This window comes from Streptomyces radicis, assembly GCF_003626575.1.
Taxonomy (GTDB): domain Bacteria; phylum Actinomycetota; class Actinomycetes; order Streptomycetales; family Streptomycetaceae; genus Streptomyces; species Streptomyces radicis.
Window position 1 is genome coordinate 1 of the sequence record NZ_RBDY01000037.1, and the last position, 18,725, is coordinate 18,725.

Below are 18,725 nucleotides of genomic sequence, written 5' to 3' on the forward strand. Positions count from 1 at the left end.
CAGGCGTTCTCCGCCTGGGTGGCGTAGCCCAGGCCGAAGGCCTTGTCGAGGAACGCCCACAGGAAGACGAAGCCCAGCGCCACACGGAGCCCGGCGAGGATCCGACCTGGCACCGACCCCACGGCGGAACGCGCCGCCGCGTCGGACGTGGCCCGCGGGGTCGGGAGGTGGAAGGGACGGTGACGGGGGTGGTCGTGGACGGCCATGATCGGGATCCTCTCGGGCTGAGGTCTTTCGCTGCGTCTTCACTGTCCCGCGCGGCGCGGGTGCCGCGGATGGGCCGCGCGGGACACCTCGCGGGGGCCGAACGGCCCCATTGACGAGGCGTTGACGGGGGGGGTGACGGGAGGGCGTTCAGTGCGCCCGCACGCCGTGCGCGCGGAAGCGCTCGCGCACGCGCGCCACGAGCGCGGGGTCGGGGGGAGGGGTGTCGCGCAGCGGGAACGGGAGGCCCAGGGCCTCGTACTTGGCGGCGCCGAGCCGGTGGAACGGCAGGATGTCCACGCGTTCCGCGGTGCGCAGCCCGGCGACGAAGCGGGCGAGTCCTTCCACGGCCGCCGGGTCGTCGGTCCAGCCCGGCACCAGGACATAGCGGATCCACATCGGGACGCCGATCCTGGCCAGCCGGGTCGCGAACGACAGGGTGGGCGCCAGGCCGCCGCCCGTGAGGCGGCGGTAGGCGCCCACGTCGAAGGACTTGATGTCGAGCAGGACCAGATCCGTGGCGGCCAGCAGGGCGTCATCGGCCCTTGCCCCGAGGAACCCCGACGTGTCGAGGGCCGTGTGCAGGCCCAACTCCCGTGAGCGGCACAGGATCTCGCCGGTGAACGCGGGCTGGAGCAGCGGCTCGCCGCCGGTGACCGTCACGCCGCCCCCGGCCGTTCGCAGGAACGAGGCGCGCCTGCCGATCGCGTCCATCACCTCGTCGGCCGTGGTCCGCCTGCCGTCCCGCATGTGCCATGTGTCGGGGTTGGCGCAGTAGCCGCAGCGCAGCGGGCACCCGCTCAGGAACAGCGCGAACCGCGTCCCCGGACCGTCCACACCGGTGGACAGGTCCCAGGAGTGCGTGCGGCCCGCGCTCGTCATGAGCCGTGGAACGTGCGGCTGATGACGTCCCGCTGCTGCTCGGGTGTCAACCGGACGAAGTTGACGGCGTATCCGGAGACGCGGACGGTCAGCTCGGGGTACTTCTCCGGGTGCGCCATGGCGTCCTCGAGGGTGGCCCGGTCCAGGACGTTGACGTTCATGTGGAAGCCCCCGGCCGCCATGTAGCCGTCGAGGAGGCCGACCAGGTGGCCCGCGCGCTCGGTCGGGTCGTGGCCCAGGCCCTCGGGGGTGATGGTGGAGGTCAGCGAGATGCCGTCGCTCGCCTGGTCGTAGGGGATCTTCGCCACGGACAGGGCGGAGGCGGCGACGCCGTGCCGGTCGCGGCCGTTCATGGGGTTGGCCCCGGGGGCGAACGGCGTGCCCGCGCGGCGCCCGTCGGGGGTGTTGCCGGTGTGCGCGCCGTAGACGACGTTGGACGTGATGGTGAGCACGGACTGGGTGTGCTCCGCGCCCCGGTAGGTGGGGTGGCGGCGGAGCTTGGCCATGAAGTCCCGTACCAGGCCCGCCGCGAGGGAGTCGGCGCGGTCGTCGTCGTTGCCATAGGTGGGGTGGTCGCCCTCGACGGCGTAGTCGACGGCGAGGCCCGTCGTGTCGCGGATGACGCGCACCCGGGCGTAGCTGACGGCCGCGAGGCTGTCGGCGGCGACCGAGAGTCCCGCGATGCCACAGGCCATGGTGCGGTGGACCGGGTGGTCGTGCAGCGCCATCTCGAGCCGCTCGTAGGCGTACTTGTCGTGCATGTAGTGGATGACGTTGAGCGCGTTGACATAGGTGGACGCGAGCCAGTCGAGGGTGCGGTCGAACGCGGTCGCCAGCTCGTCGTACTCGAGGAACTCCCCGGTGAGCGGCGGGGTTTCGGGGGCGACCTGCTCGCCCGTCAGCTCGTCGCGCCCGCCGTTGATCGCGTACAGCAGGGCCTTGGCGAGGTTCACGCGGGCCCCGAAGAACTGCATCTGGCGCCCCACCGCCATCGCCGAGACGCAGCACGCGATCGCGGTGTCGTCGCCGGTGCGCGGGCGCGTCAGGTCGTCGGACTCGTACTGGATCGCGCTGGTGTCGATCGAGACCCGGGCGCAGAACCGCTTGAACCCCTCGGGCAGGCGCGGCGACCACAGCACGGTGAGGTTGGGCTCGGGCGCGGGGCCGAGGTTGTAGAGGGTCTGGAGGAAGCGGAACGACGTGCGGGTGACCAGCGTGCGGCCGTCCGCGCCGATGCCGCCGATGGACTCCGTCACCCACGTCGGGTCGCCGGAGAACAGCGCGTCGTACTCGGGGGTGCGCAGGAACCGCACGATGCGCAGCTTGATCACGAAGTCGTCGACCAGCTCCTGGGCGCGGCTCTCGTCGACGCGGCCCTCGTCGAGGTCGCGCCGCAGGTAGACGTCGAGGAACGTGGAGGTGCGGCCGAGCGACATCGCGGCGCCGTTCTGCTCCTTCACCGCGCCGAGGAAGCCGAGGTAGAGCCACTGGATCGCCTCGTGCGCGGTGGCCGCCGGGCGCGTGACGTCGCACCCGTAGGTGGCGGCCATCGCCGCCAACTCGCCCAGGGCCCTGATCTGTTCGGCCAGCTCCTCGCGGTCGCGGACGACGTCCTCGGTGGAGGGCAGCGCGTCGAGCGTGGCGCGTTCGGCGCGCTTGGCCTCGACCAGGCGGGCCGTTCCGTAGAGGGCGACGCGCCGGTAGTCGCCGATGATCCGGCCACGCCCGTAGGCGTCGGGGAGCCCGGTGATGATCCCGGCCCTGCGCGCGCGGCGCATCTCGGCCGTGTACGCGTCGAAGACGCCGTCGTTGTGTGTCTTCCGGTAGGCGCCGAAGACGCGGGTGACGAACGGGTCGGGCTCGTGGCCGTACGCCCGCAGGCCGTTCTCGACCATCCGCAGCCCGCCGTTCGGCATGATGGCCCGCTTGAGCGGCGCGTCGGTCTGGAGGCCCACGATCAGCTCGCGGTCGCGGTCGATCCAGCCGGGCGGGTGCGACGTGATCGTCGAGGGCGTGGCCGCGTCGACGTCGAGAACGCCCCTGCGGCGCTCCTCGGGGAACAGCGCGGCGACCTTCTCCCACACGGCGCGGGTCCGCGCGGTCGGACCCGCGAGGAAGGCCGCGTCCCCCTCGTACGGCGTGTAGTTGGCCCTGATGAAGTCGCGCACATCCACGTGCTCCCGCCAGTGCCGCCCCGTGAAGCCGCGCCACGCCGCGGCGGTGTCGGTGCCGATGTCGGTGCCGGTGTCGGTTTCCGTGTCGGCTCGGGCTTTTCGGGTCATCGGTGCCTCCCGTTCTCTCGGGCGAACGCCCACGCTCCGGATGCTCGCCCGGCGGCCGACGCGCCGCACAGGGCCGTGCGGTGCCGTCAGCCGCGCCGTCGGGCCCCTTTCGGCGGCGCGGCGATGGGGCCGTTCGGCCCATGCGCACCGGCCCCCGGTGCGTCACCATCGACGGCACACCACACGACGTACGGGGGGGACCGGCGCTGCGCCCGCATGTCGCGGTGCTCGACGTCAGGCTGCCCGACGGGGACGGCATCACGGTCTGCCGTGAGCTGCGCTCCGCGATGCCCGAGCTGGCGTGCCTCATGCTCACGTCGTTCGACGACGACGACGCGCTGGCCGCGCTCTCGCCCCGGGAGCGGGAGATCCTCGTCCTCGTCGGCGAAGGGCTGACCAACCGCCAGATCGGCCAGCGCCTCTGTCTGTCGGAGAAGACGGTCAAGAACCACATCTCCCGCATGCTGGCCAAGCTCGGCGTCGAACGCCGCGTCCAGGCGGCCGTGTTGGCGGGCCGGGTCACCCCGCCGAGGGCCTGAGTCACAAGGCGGGACAACGGCCCTTCCGGCCCCTCCGCCGGAGCCGAACGGCCCTCCCCGCCGCCCCCTTCGGCGCGGGAGCCTGGCCGCGGGACGGAGGGAGAACCCCATGCAGACCGGATCCATCGACGCGGCGGCGCTGACGACACTCCTCTCGGCGGCGTCGGCGGCGCCCTCGATCCACAACACCCAGCCCTGGCGTTACCGCCTGGTGCCCGACACGCTCACCCTCGAGGTCAGGGCGGCCCGTGAACGCGCCCTGCCGCACGCCGATCCGCTGGCGCGGGCGCTGCATGTCTCGGTGGGTGGCGCGCTGTTCAACCTGCGGGTCGCCGCGACCCACCTCGGCCTGCGCCCGGTCGTCCGGCTGCTGCCGTGCCCCGATGAGCCGGTGCTCCTGGGCACGCTGCGGATCGTGGGCACGCGGCGCGCCGAGTGCCACGGGCCCGACCTGTATCCGGCGGTGTGGCGCAGGCACAGCAGCCGGTTCCCGTTCGCCCGGCGCCGCCCACCGGATCGGCTGCTCGCCGAGCTCGCGGACGCCGCCCTCGTCGAGCACGCGTCGCTCGCCTTCCCCGACGACGCGGAGGTCGAACGCCTGCTCAGGCTGACCGCGGAGGCCGAGGCGCGCAACAACCACGACCGGCACCGCCGCGCCGAGACCCTGGCCTGGCTGCGGGACGGCACGGGCGACGGGCTGACCGCGGCGGCGCTCGGCCCGCGCGACGCCACGGGCCACCTCCCGCTGCGCGACTTCACGGGGCTGCGCCGCCGCGAGGACCTGCCGACCGCCGACTTCGAGGCGCGCCCGCTCCTCGCGGTGCTGAGCACGGCCCACGACCGGCGCACCGACTGGCTGCGCGCGGGCCAGGCGCTCGAACGCGTCCTGCTGACCGCCACCGCCCGCACCCTGCGCACGTCCCTCCTGCACCAGGCGCTCGAGTGGCCCGACCTCCGATGGGCCCTGCGCGATCCACGCGCGGAGCGGGGCCATGCGCAGATGCTCATCCGGCTCGGCTACGGCCCGCTCGGCCCCGCCACGCCGCGGCGCCCGGTGGGGCGGACGCTCGACGGCGAGGGCTGACCGGCGTTCAGGCCCGGCGTTCAGGCCGCGGGCTCGGGCGCGTTGACCGGCGGGGGGCTCGCGTAGCCGGTCTGCTCGGGGGTGCGCAGGGCGAGCACCGCGAGATCGTCGTGGCCGTCGGCGGGGCTGTGCTCGACCAGGGCGTGGCAGAGCTCGTCCACGGGGCGGTCGGCGTGCGCGGTGGCGACGTCGGCCAGCTTCGCCAGGCCCTCGTCGAGCGAGCGGCCAGGGCGTTCGACGAGGCCGTCGGTGAACAGGACGATCGTGGTCCCGGCGGGCAGCGCGCGGGTGTGGTCGGCGCGGGCCCGCCCCGGGTCGACGCCCAGGGGCAGCCCGGGCTCGGCCTCCAGGTAACGGCCTCGCCCGTCGGGGAGCAGCACGAGCGGCGGCATGTGGCCCGCGTTGCTCCAGCTCAGCGACCAGCCCTGGCCGCTCGGCGCCACATGGGCCAGGCAGGCGGTGGTGATCAGGTCCTCGCCGACCTGCCGGTAGATCCCGTCGAGTTGGGCCAGCACGGACCCCGGCGTCCCCGACGACGTCAGGCGCAGGGCGCGCAGCATGCTGCGGATCCTGGACATCGCGGCGGCGGCCCTCAGGTCGTGCCCCGAGACGTCGCCGATGACGGCCGCGCACTCCCCCGAGGGCAGCAGCACGGCGTCGTACCAGTCGCCGCCGAGGCCGCCGGGGGCGCCCGCGGGCCGGTAGACCGCCGCGGCGTCGAAGGGGCGCAGGTCGCCGAGGCCAGGGAGCAGCAGGCGTTGGAAGGTCTCCGCGTTGGACCTGGCCTGCTCGTACAGGCGGGCGTGCTCGATGGCGATCCCGGCCGTGCCCGCGAGCGCGCGGATGACGCCCTCGTCATGGGGGTGGAACGGGCGCGCGCCGCCGGGGTTGGAGAGGTAGAGGTTGCCGTAGACCCGGCCGTGGACGCTGATGGCGACGCCCAGGAGCGAACGCATCGCGGGGTGGCCCTCGGGGAAGCCCGCGGACTCGGGGTGCTGGCGGATGTCGGCGACCCTCAGGGGCTCGGGATGCCGGATCAGATGGCCCAACAGGCCGCGGCCACGGGGGAGTTCGGTCCCGGAGAGGTGCTTGAGCTCCTGGGCGGAGAGCCCGAGCGGGATGAACTCGGCCAGCTCCTCGCCCCGCTCGTCCAGCACGCCGAGGGCGCCGTAACGGGCGCCGACGAGCTTCATCCCCGTGGAGACGATGCGCCGCAGCACGGCGGGCAGCTCCAACTCGCTGCTGATCCCGAGGACCGCCCCGAGCAGGGCCTGGAGCCTGCCCTGCGCCTGGGCCAGCCGGTGCAGCTGGTCGCCGAGGCGGTCGAGGTCGGAGCTGGGCGGCAGGTCGACCAGGGACCGGATGGGCAGATCCTGCGCGTCGTTCCCGTCCATCGCCACCTTGCCGCGTCCCGTGCCACCCCGTGTCCGAACGTCTCAGGTATACGGCGTGCCACCCCCGCCAGGACCCCGACCGGTCCGGCGGCGGGCGGATGCACCCGGTCGGCGCACGGGCGCCGTCCCGGCGGTGCGGGCGCCGGGTCAGTCGTGCGGGACGACGGCGAGCGGGGCGGGGCAGTGGTTCATGAGCGCGTGGACCACGGGCCCGATGTGCGCGCCGAGCCGGGAGCGGCGCACGCGGCGGCCCGCGACGACGAGCGACGCGCCTTCGGCCACCCGGGTGATCTCCCGCGCGGGGCGGCCCAGCACCGACTCCTCGTCCACCTCGACGCCCGGGTACGCCTCGCGCCACGGGCGCAGCGCCTCGGTCAGCAGGCGGGCGTTGTCCTCCCTGAGCGTGTCGAGGATCCTGGGGTCGGCCGCGCCTGGCGATGGCCCGTAGAGCGGCGGCACCGACCAGGTGGAGACGGCCCGCAGGGGCGCCTTCGCCGTGGCGGCGGCCTCGAACGCGAAGCGCGCCAAGGCGTCGTTCGGCGCGTGGCAGTCGAGGGCGAGCACGACCTCGCCCGCGGCCTCGGGCGCGGCCCCGGGCGCGGTGGCCCTCGCGCGCACCAGCACCACGGGGCACGCGGCGTGCGCCACCGTGCTCTGGGTGACCGAGCCGACGAAGAAGCCCGCGACGCTGCCGAGCCCGCGCGAGCCGAGCACCAGCAGCTCCCCGCTGCCGACCGCCTCCACCAGGAGGACGGCGGGCACGCCCGTGAGCCGCTCGTGCGAGACGTCGAGCCCCGGGTGGCGGCTGGCGAGGCGTTCGGCCGTGGTCCGCAGCATCCGCGCGGCCCACGGCCCTGGCGCCGCGGCCGCCACGCCGTGGGTGGGCTCGATCGGCGGCGCCCCCACGTGGATGAGCCGCAGGGGCGCCGCGCGGCGCGCCGCCTCGCGGGCCGCCCAGTCGGCGGCGTCGAGACTCTCGCGCGAGCCGTCAAGGCCCACGGTGACGGAGCGGAACATGCGATCGGCCTCCTCGGGCCCCCGGGCCTGTCCTCGGGGGGTGTCTCTCCCCCTCAGCCTCCCGCCGCCGCGCCCGCGGCGCAGGGGGCCGTCCGGCTCCCCTGAGGAGCCGGACGGCCCCGCGGATCGGCACCGTTCGGCCCTTTGAGTGGCGCGGGCGCGGGCGGAGTGTGGAGCGCGGGAGGAGCGACAGAGGACCCCCGCAGAAGGAGGCAACGCGCCATGAAGCAGCGCATGGTCGGCAGCGTCATGACGAACGATGTGGTCAGGGCCACGCCCACCACGCCGTTCAAGAGGATCGCCGCCCTGCTCGCCGAGCACCGCGTCAGCGGACTGCCGATCGTGGACGACGACGAGAAGGTCGTCGGCGTCGTCTCCGAGGCCGACCTCCTGGCGCCGCGCGCCGCCGGGGGCCGGTGGCGCCCGGGGCGTCGGCGCGCCGGACGCGGGGCGGCCGACGCGATCGGCGCCAGGACCGCGGGGGAGCTGATGTCGGCCCCCGCGATCACCGTCCACGCCAGGGATCCCCTGGTGCTGGCGGCCCGCGCGATGGCCCACCACCAGGTGCGGCGCCTGCCGGTGCTCGACGATGAGGACCGGCTCGTGGGCATCGTGAGCCGCAGGGACCTGCTGAGTGTGTTCCTGCGGACGGACGCGGAGCTGCGGGCCGAGGTGCTCGACCACGTCCTGGCCAGGGCGCTCCTGCTGCCCCCCGGTGCCGTCGAGGTCGCCGTCGCCGACGGCGTGGTGACGCTCAAGGGCCGGGTGGAACGCAGCGGCGACGTCCCGATCGCCCTGCGCATGACGGCCCAGACGGACGGCGTGATCGCCGTCGTCAACCGCCTCACCCATCGCGTCGACGACTCGAGGGCCGACCGGGGAAGGAGCCCGACGCACAGGTGAACGGGCCACCCTGCTGAGAAATCCAGCGAACTCCCGTTCCCGCGCTGCCGATTCCCGCGCTGCCGACCGACCGGCGCCCACGTGGTTCTCGCTGTGGCCGCGCGGCCCCGAGCTGGCCCAGGCGCTCCGGGTCAGCCGACCTTCAGCAGGAGCTCGGTCAGTCCTTCCGGCGCCGTGATCATGCAGTCGTGGCCGCTCCGCAGCTCCCACACCCGCGACGGGGTGCCGTTGGGCTGGGTGGCGGGGACGGGGCGGCGGGTGAGGCCCTCGGGCGTGCTGCCGACGCAGTGGATGTGCGTCCTGGGGATCGCCGCCGCGGCCGGGTCGGCCAGTCGGACCGGCTGTGTGAAGCAGCGCGCCGACTCGTCCGAGAGCATCGTGCGCAGCCAGGCCGCGTCCGCCGGGTCGGTGACCCCGAACAGGCCGATGGGCGGCGGCCCTTCCGGCACGGGCGGGATGCGCCACGGGGTGGCGGAGTCGGCGGCCCGCTCGAACAGCTGCCCGGTCATGGGGATGACGTCGAGCACGGTCTCGCCGTCGACCGGGACCATCGCGTCGAGGTAGACAAGACCGGCGATCCGGTCGGGCACCTGGTCGGCCACGCCGGAGATGACCATTCCGGCGTAGCTGTGCCCGACCAGCACCACGTCGGTGAGGTCCTCGTCGACGAGGAGACCGACGACGTCGGCGACGTGGGTGTCGAGCCCCACGTCGGGACCGAGCAGGTGCTCCTTCTCGCCGTGGCCGGTGAGCGAGGGGGCGAACGCCAGATGCCCGGCCCGGGTCAGCGGCGGGACCACCCGGTCCCAGGCGCGCCCGCTGTGCCAGGCGCCGTGGACCAGGACATAGGTCTTCGTGTGCGACGTACTCATGGGCAGGACGCTACTGAGCCGACAGGTACCTCTTGGTGACGTTCGGGCCGTGGGGGCGGCGCGGCGGGCACTCTCGACGGCCTTCCTGGTGGGCGGTCAGCGGGGCGCCAGCTCCTCGACCGGGCGGAAGGGGAAGTCGTAGCCGAAGCTGGCGGGGCCGACAAGGCGCAGGCCCTCGGGGGTGCGCCACCGCGGGTCGGCCGGTGCGCCGATGACCGCGACCCTGGCGCCGAACCGCATGCCCTCGGTGGTCACCGGCGTCCCGGTCTCCGCGTCGAGCACGCACACCAGGTCGGGAACGCTCGCGGCCACGCGGCCTTCGACGCGGGCCACGACGTACTCGTTCTGGAACTCAAGGTCGAGCCGCCGCCCCTGGTGGGCGCCCGTGCCCTCCATGGACGCCCGTCCGCGGGCGAATCCCCCGACCGTGGCCCGCTCGATCGCGGTGACCTTGCCGCGGAACAGCTCAAGGCCCGCGAGCGCCGCGCACGCCTCGGCGACGACGTCGCGGTGCTCCGCGCGGGCCGCGGCCATCCGCCGGCCCAGGTCGTGGGCCGCCGACAGGGTCGCGGGGATCAGCCCCTCCCTGGCCTGGGCGCCCCGCATCGGGTACATCGTGTAGGTGGCGGAACACCCCATCTCGACCGTGATCGCGCGGGCCAGCCGCTCGGCGGTGAGGTTGTCCACCGCGTCGAGCAGCATCGCGTTGCCCTTGTCGTCGACGACCGTCAGCGGGCACGCGGTGACGCCCATGAGCGAGGGGGTGAGCATCTGGAGCTCGGGGAACGCCCTGCCCATGCCGTCCGCGTCCACGAGCGGCAGCCCGGTGCGGGCGGCGGCGGCGATCGGCAGCATGGAGTTGACGCCGCCGATCTCGGTGCAGGCGATGTGGGTGATCGGCCGGGGCAGCGCGGGGCGCAGCCGGTCGATGGCCTGGGTCACCTCGGTGACGGCGGGGATCTTCTCCACCATCACCGTGGGCGCCCCGATGCCCCCCACCACGACGACCAGGGCGTCGTCGGGCACGTCGGCCAGGGCCGTCACCGGCACGGGCCCGTGCTCCTCGATCGCCCGCGCCGCGAGCAGGCGGCCGATGTAGGGGTCGCCGCCCCCGCCGGTGCCGAGGAGGGCCGAGCCGCGGGCGATGTCGGGCAGGTGCTCGAGGTCGACGCGGGTGAGCGGGGCGTGGGTCGGAGTCATCGGGTCTCCCCCAGGAGCAGGTTGCCGACGGCCTTGGCGCGGATCCGCACCGAGTTGCCCGGCAGATAGGAGATGGGGAGCTCGTCGATGTCGACGACCTCCACGGTGGCGGGGTCGGCACCGGCGGCGACGGCGCGTTCGACGGCCTCGGTCCTGGCCGCCTCGGTGGCCTTGGCCCTGTCGCCCGTGCCGAGCGGGTAGATCCGGTCCACCTCGCCCCCGGCCTGGGCGATCGAGGCGCCGATCGCGTTGGCCACGCCCGCGTCCCCCGGCCGCACCACGCTGTCGAACCCGGGCAGTCGGTCACCGAGCAGGACGCTGCCGCCGCCGACGAGCACGGCGGGCAGCGGGTCGGGCGTCACCCGCATCAGGTCGGCGGTCTCGGCGATGCGGTGGGTGATCCGTTCCAGCGCGTGGCGCACGAGGTGCCGGTCGAGCCCGCGCACCAGCGCCGGGTCGCCGACCGCGGCCAGGCCCGCGGCGACGGCCACGTCCGTGGCGGTGAGGGTGTCGCCGCCGAACACCAGGGCCCGCTCCCGCAGCGCGTGACCGACGCTGTCCGGGCCCACCGTGACACCCCCTTCGGAGCGGATGCGGCTGCCGCCGCCGATGCCCACCGAGACGACGTCGGGCATGCGGAAGTTGGAGCGCACCCCGCCGATGTCCACCTCGCTGCCCGCCTGGCGCGGGAACCCGCCGGCCAGCATGCCGATGTCGGAGGTCGTCCCGCCGACGTCGATGACCACGCAGTCCGCGAGCCCGGTCAACAGGGCGGCGCCGCGCATGGAGTTGGTCGGCCCCGAGGCGAACGTGGAGACGGGGTAGCTACGCGCGTACATGACGTCCATGAGCGTGCCGTCGTTCTGGGACAGATAGAGCGGCGCGTCGATGCCGCTCGAGGTGAGCGCGGCGGTGAACGCCTCGGTGACGGTCTCGGCGAACCCGAGAAGGGCCGCGTTGAGGATGGTGGCGTTCTCCCGTTCGAGCAGCCCGAGCCTGCCGATGCGGTGGGAGAGCGAGTAGCGGGCCTCGGGGAGCGCCTCCCTGAGGAGGGACTCCGCGGTGAGCTCCGCGTCCTGCGAGACGGGGGAGAAGATCGAGCTGATGGCGACGGCGTCCACGCCGTCGGCCGCGAGCCGCTCGCCGATCGCCCGCAGCTCGTCGGGCCGCAGCGGGGACAGCACACGGCCGTCGAACTCGTTGCCGCCGTGCGCCTGGTGGACGTGGTGGCCCACGGTGGCGGCCAGGTCGCGCGGCCAGTCCGACATGGGCGGCACGCCCGTGCCCGCGGGCAGCCCGAGCCGCACCACGCCGGTGCGCGACAGCTGGCGGCGCTCGACCACGGCGTTGGTGAACTGCGTCGTCCCGATCATCACCGCCGCGACGGCCGAGGCGTCGAGGGGGCCCGCCTCGGCCAGCCCCGCCAGCGCGGCGACGATGCCGTCCGTCACGTTGGCGCTGGTGGGGCGCTTGACCGAGGCCAGCATGGTCTCGCCCGACATGAGGACGGCGTCCGTGTTGGTCCCGCCGACGTCGATCCCGATGTGCACGTTGCTCCTTGTCGCTCCTGTGGTGGTGCCGGGTCCCTTGCCGCGCTCAGGCGACGGGTACCCCGAGGTATCGCTTGCGAGGGGGCGGCGGATACGAAAGCCCCGAGGCGCGCAGCCCGGCGCGCACCAGACCCGCGGCGACCTGCACGGTGGCGGGCACCGGGTCGACGACGGGGACGCCGTCGAGCCCCGCGGCGTCGAGGGCGGGGCGCAGCCGCTCGGCCAGGCCGATCATCCCGGTGCAGCCCAGCAGCAGCACATGGGCCCCGTCCTCGCGGACCGCCGCGACGGCCTGCTCGGTCATGCGCGCGACGAGCTCGTCCCCCGCCGACTCGATGGCCAGCACCGGGACGTCCACGGCGCGCACCGAGGCGAGCGCCGACGCCAGCCCGTACCGCGCCGCCGCGGCCTCGAAGCGGCTGGTCAGCCGGGGCAGGACGGCCAGGACGGCGAAACGGTGGCCGAGCAGCGCGGCCATGTGCATCCCGGTCTGTCCTGGGCCGAGGACGGGAACGGTCAGCCGTTCGCGGGCCGCCTCGAGCGCCGGGTCGCCCATGCAGTCGATGACGACGGCGTCGGCGCCCTCGCGTTCGGCCTCCACCGCGGCGAGCAGGGTGCCGGGCCCCGCGAGCGCCTCGTCGTAGGCCGACTCGATCGACTCGGGCCCCGAGGCGACCTGCCGGGTGCGCACGGTGACGCCGGGCGGCGCCGTCCGTGAGCGAGGGGATCCCGGTGCCGACCACGGGTCTGATGATGTGCACGGTGACGTTCTTGGACATGGGTTCTCCGAGATCTCACGAGGGGTTCTCGAGGGGACGGGCTCAGCGCCCGCCGAGCCCCGACAGGGCGATGCCGCGCACCAGGTGGCGCTGGAGCAGCAGGACGACCACGACCATGGGCACGACGGCCAGCGTCGCCGCGGCCATCAGCAGGTCCCAGCGGTTGCCGCTCTGCCCCAGGAACATCTGGAGGCCGAGGGGCACGGTGGCCATGTCCATGCTGCTGACGATGACCAGGGGCCACAGGAAGCTGTTCCAGTAGGTCAGGAACGTGAACACCGCGAGGACCGCGATCGCGGGCCTGGCGATGGGCACGATGACCGACCACAGGACGCGCGGCCGACTCGCGCCGTCCAGCATCGCGGCCTCCTCGAGCTCCACGGGGATCGTCCTGAAGAACTGCCGCAGCAGGAACGTTCCGAACGCCGTGAACGCCCACGGCAGGACGAGCGCCTGGTAGGAGTTGTCCCAGCCCAGCTCCCGCGTCAGCAGGAACATCGGGGTGACGATGACCTCCTGCGGCACCATCAGGGTGCCGAGGAAGCACACGAACAGGGCGTTGCTGCCGCGGAACCGCAGCCGGGCGAACGCGTAGGCCGCGGGCACCGAGACCACGACCACCAGGAGCGCGCCGAGGGCCGAGGTGAACACGGAGTTCCACAGCAGCCGCCACAGCGGCAGGTGGTCGAGGGCCCCGGCGAAGTTCGCCCACTCCAGGCGCGAGCCGACCAGCGTGGGCGGCTTGCGGAAGATCTCGTCGGCGGGCTTGAGCGCGGTGGCCACCATCCACACGAAGGGGAACAGGTAGCACAGCAGCACCACGGTGAGCAGGATCTGGGACACCCACGCCGGGCGAGGGCGTGGCGCGCGGTCAGTCGCCATAGTGCACCCACCGGCGCTGGCCGAGGAACTGGAGCGCGGTCACCAGCATGATCAGCCCGAACACCACCCAGGCGACGGCGCTCGCCATCCCCATGTCGAAGCGCTCGAAGCCCGTCCGGTACAGATACGTCACCAGCGTCTCCGTGGCGTCGCCAGGGCCCCCGCCGGTCAGGACGAACGGCTGGGCGAAGACCTGGAACGACGAGATCAGCGTCATCACCAGCGCGAAGAACAGGCTCGGGGAGAGCAGCGGCAGCACGATCGACCAGAAGCGCCGCACCGTTCCCGCCCCGTCCAGGGTCGCCGCCTCCATGACGTCCTCGGGGAGCGCGTCGAGCCCGGCCGAGAAGATCAGCAGGTTGTAGCCGATGCCCTGCCACAGCGAGAGCATGACGACGACGGCCATGGCCCACGTGCTCGACCCCAGGAAGTTGGGGGCCTCACCGCCCGTGACGGACGACCACGTGGACGCGGCGAAGCCGCCGGGCGAGAAGATCACCTGCCACACCACGGCGTTCGCCACGAGCGGCGTGACCGCGGGGAGGAAGAACAGCGCCCGGTACAGGCCGCGTCCGCGGATCCGGGGGGAGATCCACACCGCGAGGCCCAGCGAGATCGCTATGTTCGCGGGGACATAGGCCAGCACGAAGACCAGGGTGTTGCGCAGGACCGTCCAGAACGTGGACGCGTCGAGCAGCGAACGGTAGTTGTCGAGCCCGACGAAGGTCCGCTCCCCGAACACCGGCCAGTCGTACAGGCTGACCACGATCGAGGCGATCAGCGGGTAGACCATGAAGAGGCCGAATCCGATGACCATCGGGCTGAGGAAGCCGAGCGCCGCCCACCCGTCCCGGGCGCGTGCCCGGGACCGGCGGGCGGCGAGGTGAGTGCTCACGTCAGGAACCCGCCTGCTCCTGCACGGTGTTCAGGAACTCCTCGGCCGAGGTCTCCCCGTTGATGGCCTGCGTCCCGTACTGCTGGAACGCGCTGACCACGCTCGTCCAGTCGGCCGTCGTCCGCTCCGCCTCGGCGGACGACGCCGCGGCCTCCAGGGCCTCCTGGGCCCCTTCGACGGCGTTGTCGTACCACGACTGCTGCTGCGCGGTGCGCGCCGAGTACGCCCGGCCGCTGCTCGCCAGGTACTCCCCGGCGTCGGGTCCCGTGATCACGGAGAGCGCCCGCGCCGCGGCCTCGGTGTCCGAGCAGCCCTGGGTGATGCCGAAGCCGGAGCCCGAGGTGACCGAGGTCTGGCCCGCGTCACCCGCGGGGACCGGCACGATGCCCACGTCGAAGCTCGCGGTGGACTGGGCGTTGATCAGGTTCCAGGGGCCGTCGACCGTCATCGCGGCGTTCCCCGCGAGGAACTGGTCGAGCGCGGAGGAGTTGGACGTCGCGGGCACCTCGGCGGCCACCCCCTCGGTGCCCACCAGGTCGGCGTACCACTGGAACGCCTCGACGAAGTCGGGGTCGGTCAGGTTCAGCTCGCCCGTTTCGTCGACCGCCTGCCTGCCGGTCATGTTGACCGCCCACGGCAGGAAGTAGTCGATGTTCGGGAACGCCGCGAACCCGTACTGGTCGCCGCTCGTGAGGGCCCGCGCCGCCGCGGTGAAGTCGTCGACGGTCCAGTCGGGTTCGGGCTCGGCGAGCCCGGCCGCCGCGAACGCGTCCTTGTTGTAGTAGACGACCAGGGGGCCGAAGTCGTAGGGCAGCGCGAGCTGTTCGTTGTCCACGGTCATCGCGTCGAGGATCGAGGGGTCGAAGTCGCCGAGGTCCACGTCGTCGGGCAGCACGTCCCCGAGCGGCTGGAGGAGGTCGGCGACGCCGGTCACGCGCAGCGACTGGACGCCCACGATGCACGGGCCCGACGAGCTGCCCGCCTGGGTCGCGAGGCGGGTCCAGTAGTCCGCCCAGCTCGCCGTCTCGAACGACATGGTGATGTCGGGATACCGCTCGGTGACGAGGTCGCCCACCTGGTTCCAGGCGTCCACCTCCGCCTCGGAGCTGCTCCACATGTACCAGGTCAGCTCGGTGGTGCCGGAGTCCGAACCGGACGAGTCCGAGGAACAGGCGGCGAGACCCAACGACATGAAGGCGAGCGCCGCGGCGACGGCGCTCGTGCGCCGCCCACCGCCGCTGAGGGTTCGGGTCATCAGTACTCCCGGTGCTTGGATGGCCTCTTGTGCTTCTCGTTGACTGCTGTGCTTCTCGCTGACGGTGCTTTGTGCGGGTTCGGCACCAACTGTCGGGAAGAGGGTGGTGAGGAGGCTCGAACGTAGGACGACGCCGCCGCGCCCACAATGAGCGGAACGCCCAATCCCCGCCTCCGACCTGGGCACTCCGCACAATCGGGGCGTGTGAGAGGCTGCCCCATGGCCATCCCACCCGACGCCGGGCGCCCGCCCGCGGGCGCCGCCGACCGTCTGACGTCGCTCGACGTCGACGCGATCGACGATGTCGCCCTCGGCGCCCGGGTGTTGGGCTCGGGCGGCGGGGGCTCGCCGCAGACGCTCGCCGCCCTCGCCCGCGCGGTCGTCGGGGCGAGCGGCCCGATCCCGGTGGTCGGGCTCGCGGATCTGCCCGAGAACGGCGTTGTGATGTTCGTCGCCCAGGTCGGCGCCCCGCAGATCCTGCGCGAGCGGCTGCCCGCGCACGAGGCCCGCATCGCCGCCACCGCGCTGATCCGGCACCTGGGGACCAGGCCCGTGGCGTTCGCCAGCCTGGAGATCGGCGGGTCCAACGCCCTGGTGTCGGTCCCGGTCGCCGCCGCGCTCGGGGTGCCGATCGTCGACGCCGACGGCATGGGCCGCGCCTACGCCCGCATCGACCAGACGACCATGGCGCTGCGCGGGATCCCGGCCGCGCCCTTCGCGCTCGCCTCGCCCACCGGCACCTGGGTGCTGGTCGGCGACGCCGACCACGGGCGGGCCGAGGACGTGCTGCGCGCGGCCCTCCCCGGCCTCGGCGGCGCGGCCGCCGCCGTCCTTTACGCGGCCACGGCCGGTCGGCTGCGGGGCGCCGTCATCGACGGCTCGCTCTCCCGCGCGGCCGCGCTCGGCCGCGTCCTGCGCCGCGTCCAGGAGCGCAGGGCGCCGCTCGGCGACTTCCTGCGCACCGGCGCGGCCACCGCCCTGTTCGAGGGGATCGTGCGGCGGATCGAGCAGGTGCGGAGCGGCACCCCGACGATGGTGGTGACGGCCGTCGACGCGCGCTCGGGCGCGGTCCTGCGGCTCGACGCCAGCGAGGAGTTCGGCGTGGCGCTCGTCGACGGCGAGGTCCTGGCGCGGGAGCCCGACGTCATCGTCGCGATGGACGTGCGCTCCTGGCAGGTCGTGATGCTGGACGAGCTCCACGTGGGGCGCCCGCTGCTGGTGCTGCGGCTGCCCGCCGACCCCGCGTGGCACGCGCTCGGCGGGGCAAGGGCGCTCGGCGGGGCAAGGGTGAGGTGAGCCATGGACTCCTGGCCGTTGACGGTGACCGTGCGGGACCTCCTCGCGCTGCCCGACATGGCGGACGTGCCGGTCGTCGCGCACGACGACGACCTCGACCGGGCCGTCGGCGACGTGCGCGTGCTCGACCGCGCGCGGCTGGCCGCCGCCCCCGGCGAGCCGCCGCCGAACGGCGCCGTGGGCGGCCTCGCCGTGGTGGACTGCGCCGACGGCGGCCCCGGGGCGCTCGCGGGGACGGACGTGGACGTGGCGCTGCGCGCCGCGGCGCGCGAACGCGCCCACGCCCTGGTGGCGGTCGGCGCCCCGCGCCTCGCCGAGGCCACCCGCGTCCTGGCCCTGCGGCTCGGCGTCCCCCTGCTCGTCCTGCCGCGCGCCCGCGCCACTTCGGCGATATCGGAGATGATGCTCCAGGTCAGGAGCCCCAGGGTCAGGCACGCCGAGGTGGTCTGCGCGGTCGCCGACCGCCTGGGCCGCGCCCCGCGTGAGCCCACGGCCGTGCTCGACATCGTCGCCAACGCGCTCCAGGGGGTCGTCCAGCTCCAGTCGGGCAGCCGCATCGTCCACGCCGCCCGCAGCCGACCGCACGACCCGGCGGCCGACCCGGGCGCGACCACGGTGCCGACGGTCGTTCCGCTGGGGGAGGTGCGCGCCCCGTTCACCGATGTGATCAACGGGCGCGGCACGGCCGTTCTCCCCATCAGGACCCCCGACCCGACGTCAGGGCAGCTGGTCCTCGTCGCGGCCAACCGCCGCGGGGGGCCCGCCTGGCGCTCCATGGCCCTCGACGCCCTCACCGTGGCCCAGCACCCGGTGGCCGCGTGGCTCGGCTTCGAGCGTCTTTCCGAGGAACGCCGCAGGCACGCCGCGTCCGCGGTGCTCGACGAGATCGCGGCGGCGGGCGGCCAGCTCTCCGCCCAGGCGCTCGCCCTCGCGCTCCAGCTCGGCTGGCAGCCGCGGGGCTGGCACCTGGCGCTCTTCGTCAGGCCGGTCAGCGACGCGCCGCTCGACCTGGGGGAGATGGCCGCGCTCGAGGAGGAGCTGCGCTCGGCCGGGCTCCCCGTCGAGGGCCTCGTGCCCCGCGCCGGGGGCGCGGCCGGCTGGATGACGGCGGGTTCGAGCGACGGGCTGCCCACGGTCGCGGCGACGGTCCGCGGCGTGCGGGCCGCGATCGCCGAGCTGACCGGGCGCGGCGAGCCCGGCGACGTGGTCGTCGGCGTCGGCTCGGCGCGGAGCGGCGCCGACGGGCTGCTGCGCAGCATCGACGACGCCCGCAGGTCGGCCCTGCTGGCCAGCCCCTACCTCGACCAGGACCGGGTGCGCGCCCACTCGGGGCACTCCGTGGAGCGGGTGCTCGCGTCGTGGTCGGGCGACGACCTCGCGCGCAGGGAGGCCGCGGCCCTGCTCGGCCCGGTGGCGGGAACGCCGTCGGAGGAGACGTTGCGCACCTATCTGGACCTGATGTGCTCGGTCAGCGCGACCGCCACCAGCCTCGGCGTCCACCGCAACACCGTCATGAACCGGCTGCGCCGGGTGCAGGACGACCTCCGTCTCGACCTCGCCGACCCGGCGACCCGCCTGGCCCTCCAACTGGCCCTGCGCACCGCCCCTTCCGACCGGCGCTGAGGCGATCGGGGTGGCGTCGCCGGGGTCGGCGACCCTGGGGTTGGCGTCCCTCTCCTCAGCCGCGCGGC

At 74.2% G+C, this 18,725-nt stretch carries 16 protein-coding genes and 1 pseudogene; 5 read left to right on the forward strand and 12 right to left on the reverse strand.

Features of this window, described 5'->3' with window-relative positions; translation table 11 throughout:
* The 3 genes and pseudogenes from D7318_RS32510 to pflB all read right to left on the reverse strand — a co-directional run.
* Nucleotides 1-206 (reverse strand): annotated as a pseudogene (locus D7318_RS32510) (hypothetical protein); the annotation flags it as partial.
* 148 nt (nt 207-354) lie between these two features.
* Complete coding sequence (gene pflA, locus D7318_RS28690) at nt 355-1,086, reverse strand: pyruvate formate-lyase-activating protein (protein WP_120700158.1); 732 nt, start codon at nt 1,084-1,086, stop codon at nt 355-357.
* The gene (gene pflB / locus D7318_RS28695) at nt 1,083-3,368 is read right to left on the reverse strand and encodes a formate C-acetyltransferase (RefSeq protein ID WP_120700159.1); all 2,286 of its coding nucleotides are present in this window, start codon (nt 3,366-3,368) and stop codon (nt 1,083-1,085) included. Before pflB ends, pflA begins: the two co-directional genes overlap by 4 nt.
* Before the next feature lie 80 nt (nt 3,369-3,448).
* Between pflB and D7318_RS28700 the strand changes: the two genes are divergently transcribed.
* Both D7318_RS28700 and D7318_RS28705 read left to right on the forward strand, forming a co-directional pair.
* Nucleotides 3,449-3,907 carry a response regulator transcription factor gene (locus D7318_RS28700; RefSeq protein WP_408055551.1) on the forward strand — a complete coding sequence of 153 codons (459 nt, stop codon included), beginning with the start codon at nt 3,449-3,451 and terminating at the stop codon, nt 3,905-3,907.
* Nucleotides 3,908-4,016: 109 nt separating this feature from the next.
* Nucleotides 4,017-4,991, forward strand: coding sequence for an Acg family FMN-binding oxidoreductase (locus tag D7318_RS28705; protein ID WP_120700161.1), 975 nt, complete (start codon nt 4,017-4,019; stop codon nt 4,989-4,991).
* Nucleotides 4,992-5,011: 20 nt separating this feature from the next.
* Here D7318_RS28705 and D7318_RS28710 read toward each other — a convergent pair whose 3' ends face one another.
* On the reverse strand, nt 5,012-6,385 hold the full coding sequence (locus tag D7318_RS28710; protein ID WP_120700162.1) for a PP2C family protein-serine/threonine phosphatase: 1,374 nt from the start codon (nt 6,383-6,385) through the stop codon (nt 5,012-5,014).
* A 147-nt stretch (nt 6,386-6,532) separates the two neighbouring features.
* A complete protein-coding gene (locus D7318_RS28715) occupies nt 6,533-7,402 on the reverse strand; it encodes a universal stress protein (RefSeq protein ID WP_120700163.1) in 870 nt (289 codons plus the stop codon).
* A gap of 222 nt (nt 7,403-7,624) precedes the next feature.
* Between D7318_RS28715 and D7318_RS28720 the strand changes: the two genes are divergently transcribed.
* Complete coding sequence (locus tag D7318_RS28720) at nt 7,625-8,305, forward strand: CBS domain-containing protein (RefSeq protein ID WP_120700164.1); 681 nt, start codon at nt 7,625-7,627, stop codon at nt 8,303-8,305.
* 131 nt (nt 8,306-8,436) lie between these two features.
* Here D7318_RS28720 and D7318_RS28725 read toward each other — a convergent pair whose 3' ends face one another.
* The 7 genes from D7318_RS28725 to D7318_RS28755 all read right to left on the reverse strand — a co-directional run bounded on the left by D7318_RS28725 (nt 8,437) and on the right by D7318_RS28755 (nt 15,738).
* Complete coding sequence (locus tag D7318_RS28725; RefSeq protein WP_120700165.1) at nt 8,437-9,177, reverse strand: alpha/beta fold hydrolase; 741 nt, start codon at nt 9,175-9,177, stop codon at nt 8,437-8,439.
* Nucleotides 9,178-9,273: 96 nt separating this feature from the next.
* On the reverse strand, nt 9,274-10,377 hold the full coding sequence (locus D7318_RS28730) for a DUF917 domain-containing protein (RefSeq protein ID WP_120700166.1): 1,104 nt from the start codon (nt 10,375-10,377) through the stop codon (nt 9,274-9,276).
* Nucleotides 10,374-11,927: a hydantoinase/oxoprolinase N-terminal domain-containing protein gene (locus D7318_RS28735; protein WP_120700167.1), complete on the reverse strand. Its 1,554-nt coding sequence runs from the start codon at nt 11,925-11,927 to the stop codon at nt 10,374-10,376. The genes D7318_RS28730 and D7318_RS28735 overlap by 4 nt, the downstream gene beginning before the upstream one ends.
* A 46-nt stretch (nt 11,928-11,973) precedes the next feature.
* Nucleotides 11,974-12,720 carry an aspartate/glutamate racemase family protein gene (locus D7318_RS28740; protein ID WP_268987367.1) on the reverse strand — a complete coding sequence of 249 codons (747 nt, stop codon included), beginning with the start codon at nt 12,718-12,720 and terminating at the stop codon, nt 11,974-11,976.
* 28 nt (nt 12,721-12,748) lie between these two features.
* The gene (locus D7318_RS28745) at nt 12,749-13,549 is read right to left on the reverse strand and encodes a carbohydrate ABC transporter permease (RefSeq protein WP_230424184.1); all 801 of its coding nucleotides are present in this window, start codon (nt 13,547-13,549) and stop codon (nt 12,749-12,751) included.
* A 28-nt stretch (nt 13,550-13,577) separates the two neighbouring features.
* Entirely contained in the window at nt 13,578-14,483 is a 906-nt protein-coding gene (locus D7318_RS28750; protein ID WP_220729859.1) for a carbohydrate ABC transporter permease, read from the reverse strand.
* Nucleotide 14,484: 1 nt separating this feature from the next.
* On the reverse strand, nt 14,485-15,738 hold the full coding sequence (locus D7318_RS28755; protein ID WP_120700169.1) for an ABC transporter substrate-binding protein: 1,254 nt from the start codon (nt 15,736-15,738) through the stop codon (nt 14,485-14,487).
* A gap of 219 nt (nt 15,739-15,957) precedes the next feature.
* Here D7318_RS28755 and D7318_RS28760 point away from each other — a divergent pair, with 219 nt between their 5' ends.
* Nucleotides 15,958-17,034: a DUF917 domain-containing protein gene (locus D7318_RS28760; RefSeq protein WP_183091650.1), complete on the forward strand. Its 1,077-nt coding sequence runs from the start codon at nt 15,958-15,960 to the stop codon at nt 17,032-17,034.
* A gap of 3 nt (nt 17,035-17,037) precedes the next feature.
* Nucleotides 17,038-18,657 (forward strand): PucR family transcriptional regulator, encoded by a 1,620-nt coding sequence (locus D7318_RS34695; RefSeq protein ID WP_120700171.1) that lies wholly within the window; start codon nt 17,038-17,040, stop codon nt 18,655-18,657.
* Nucleotides 18,658-18,725: the final 68 nt, after the last annotated feature.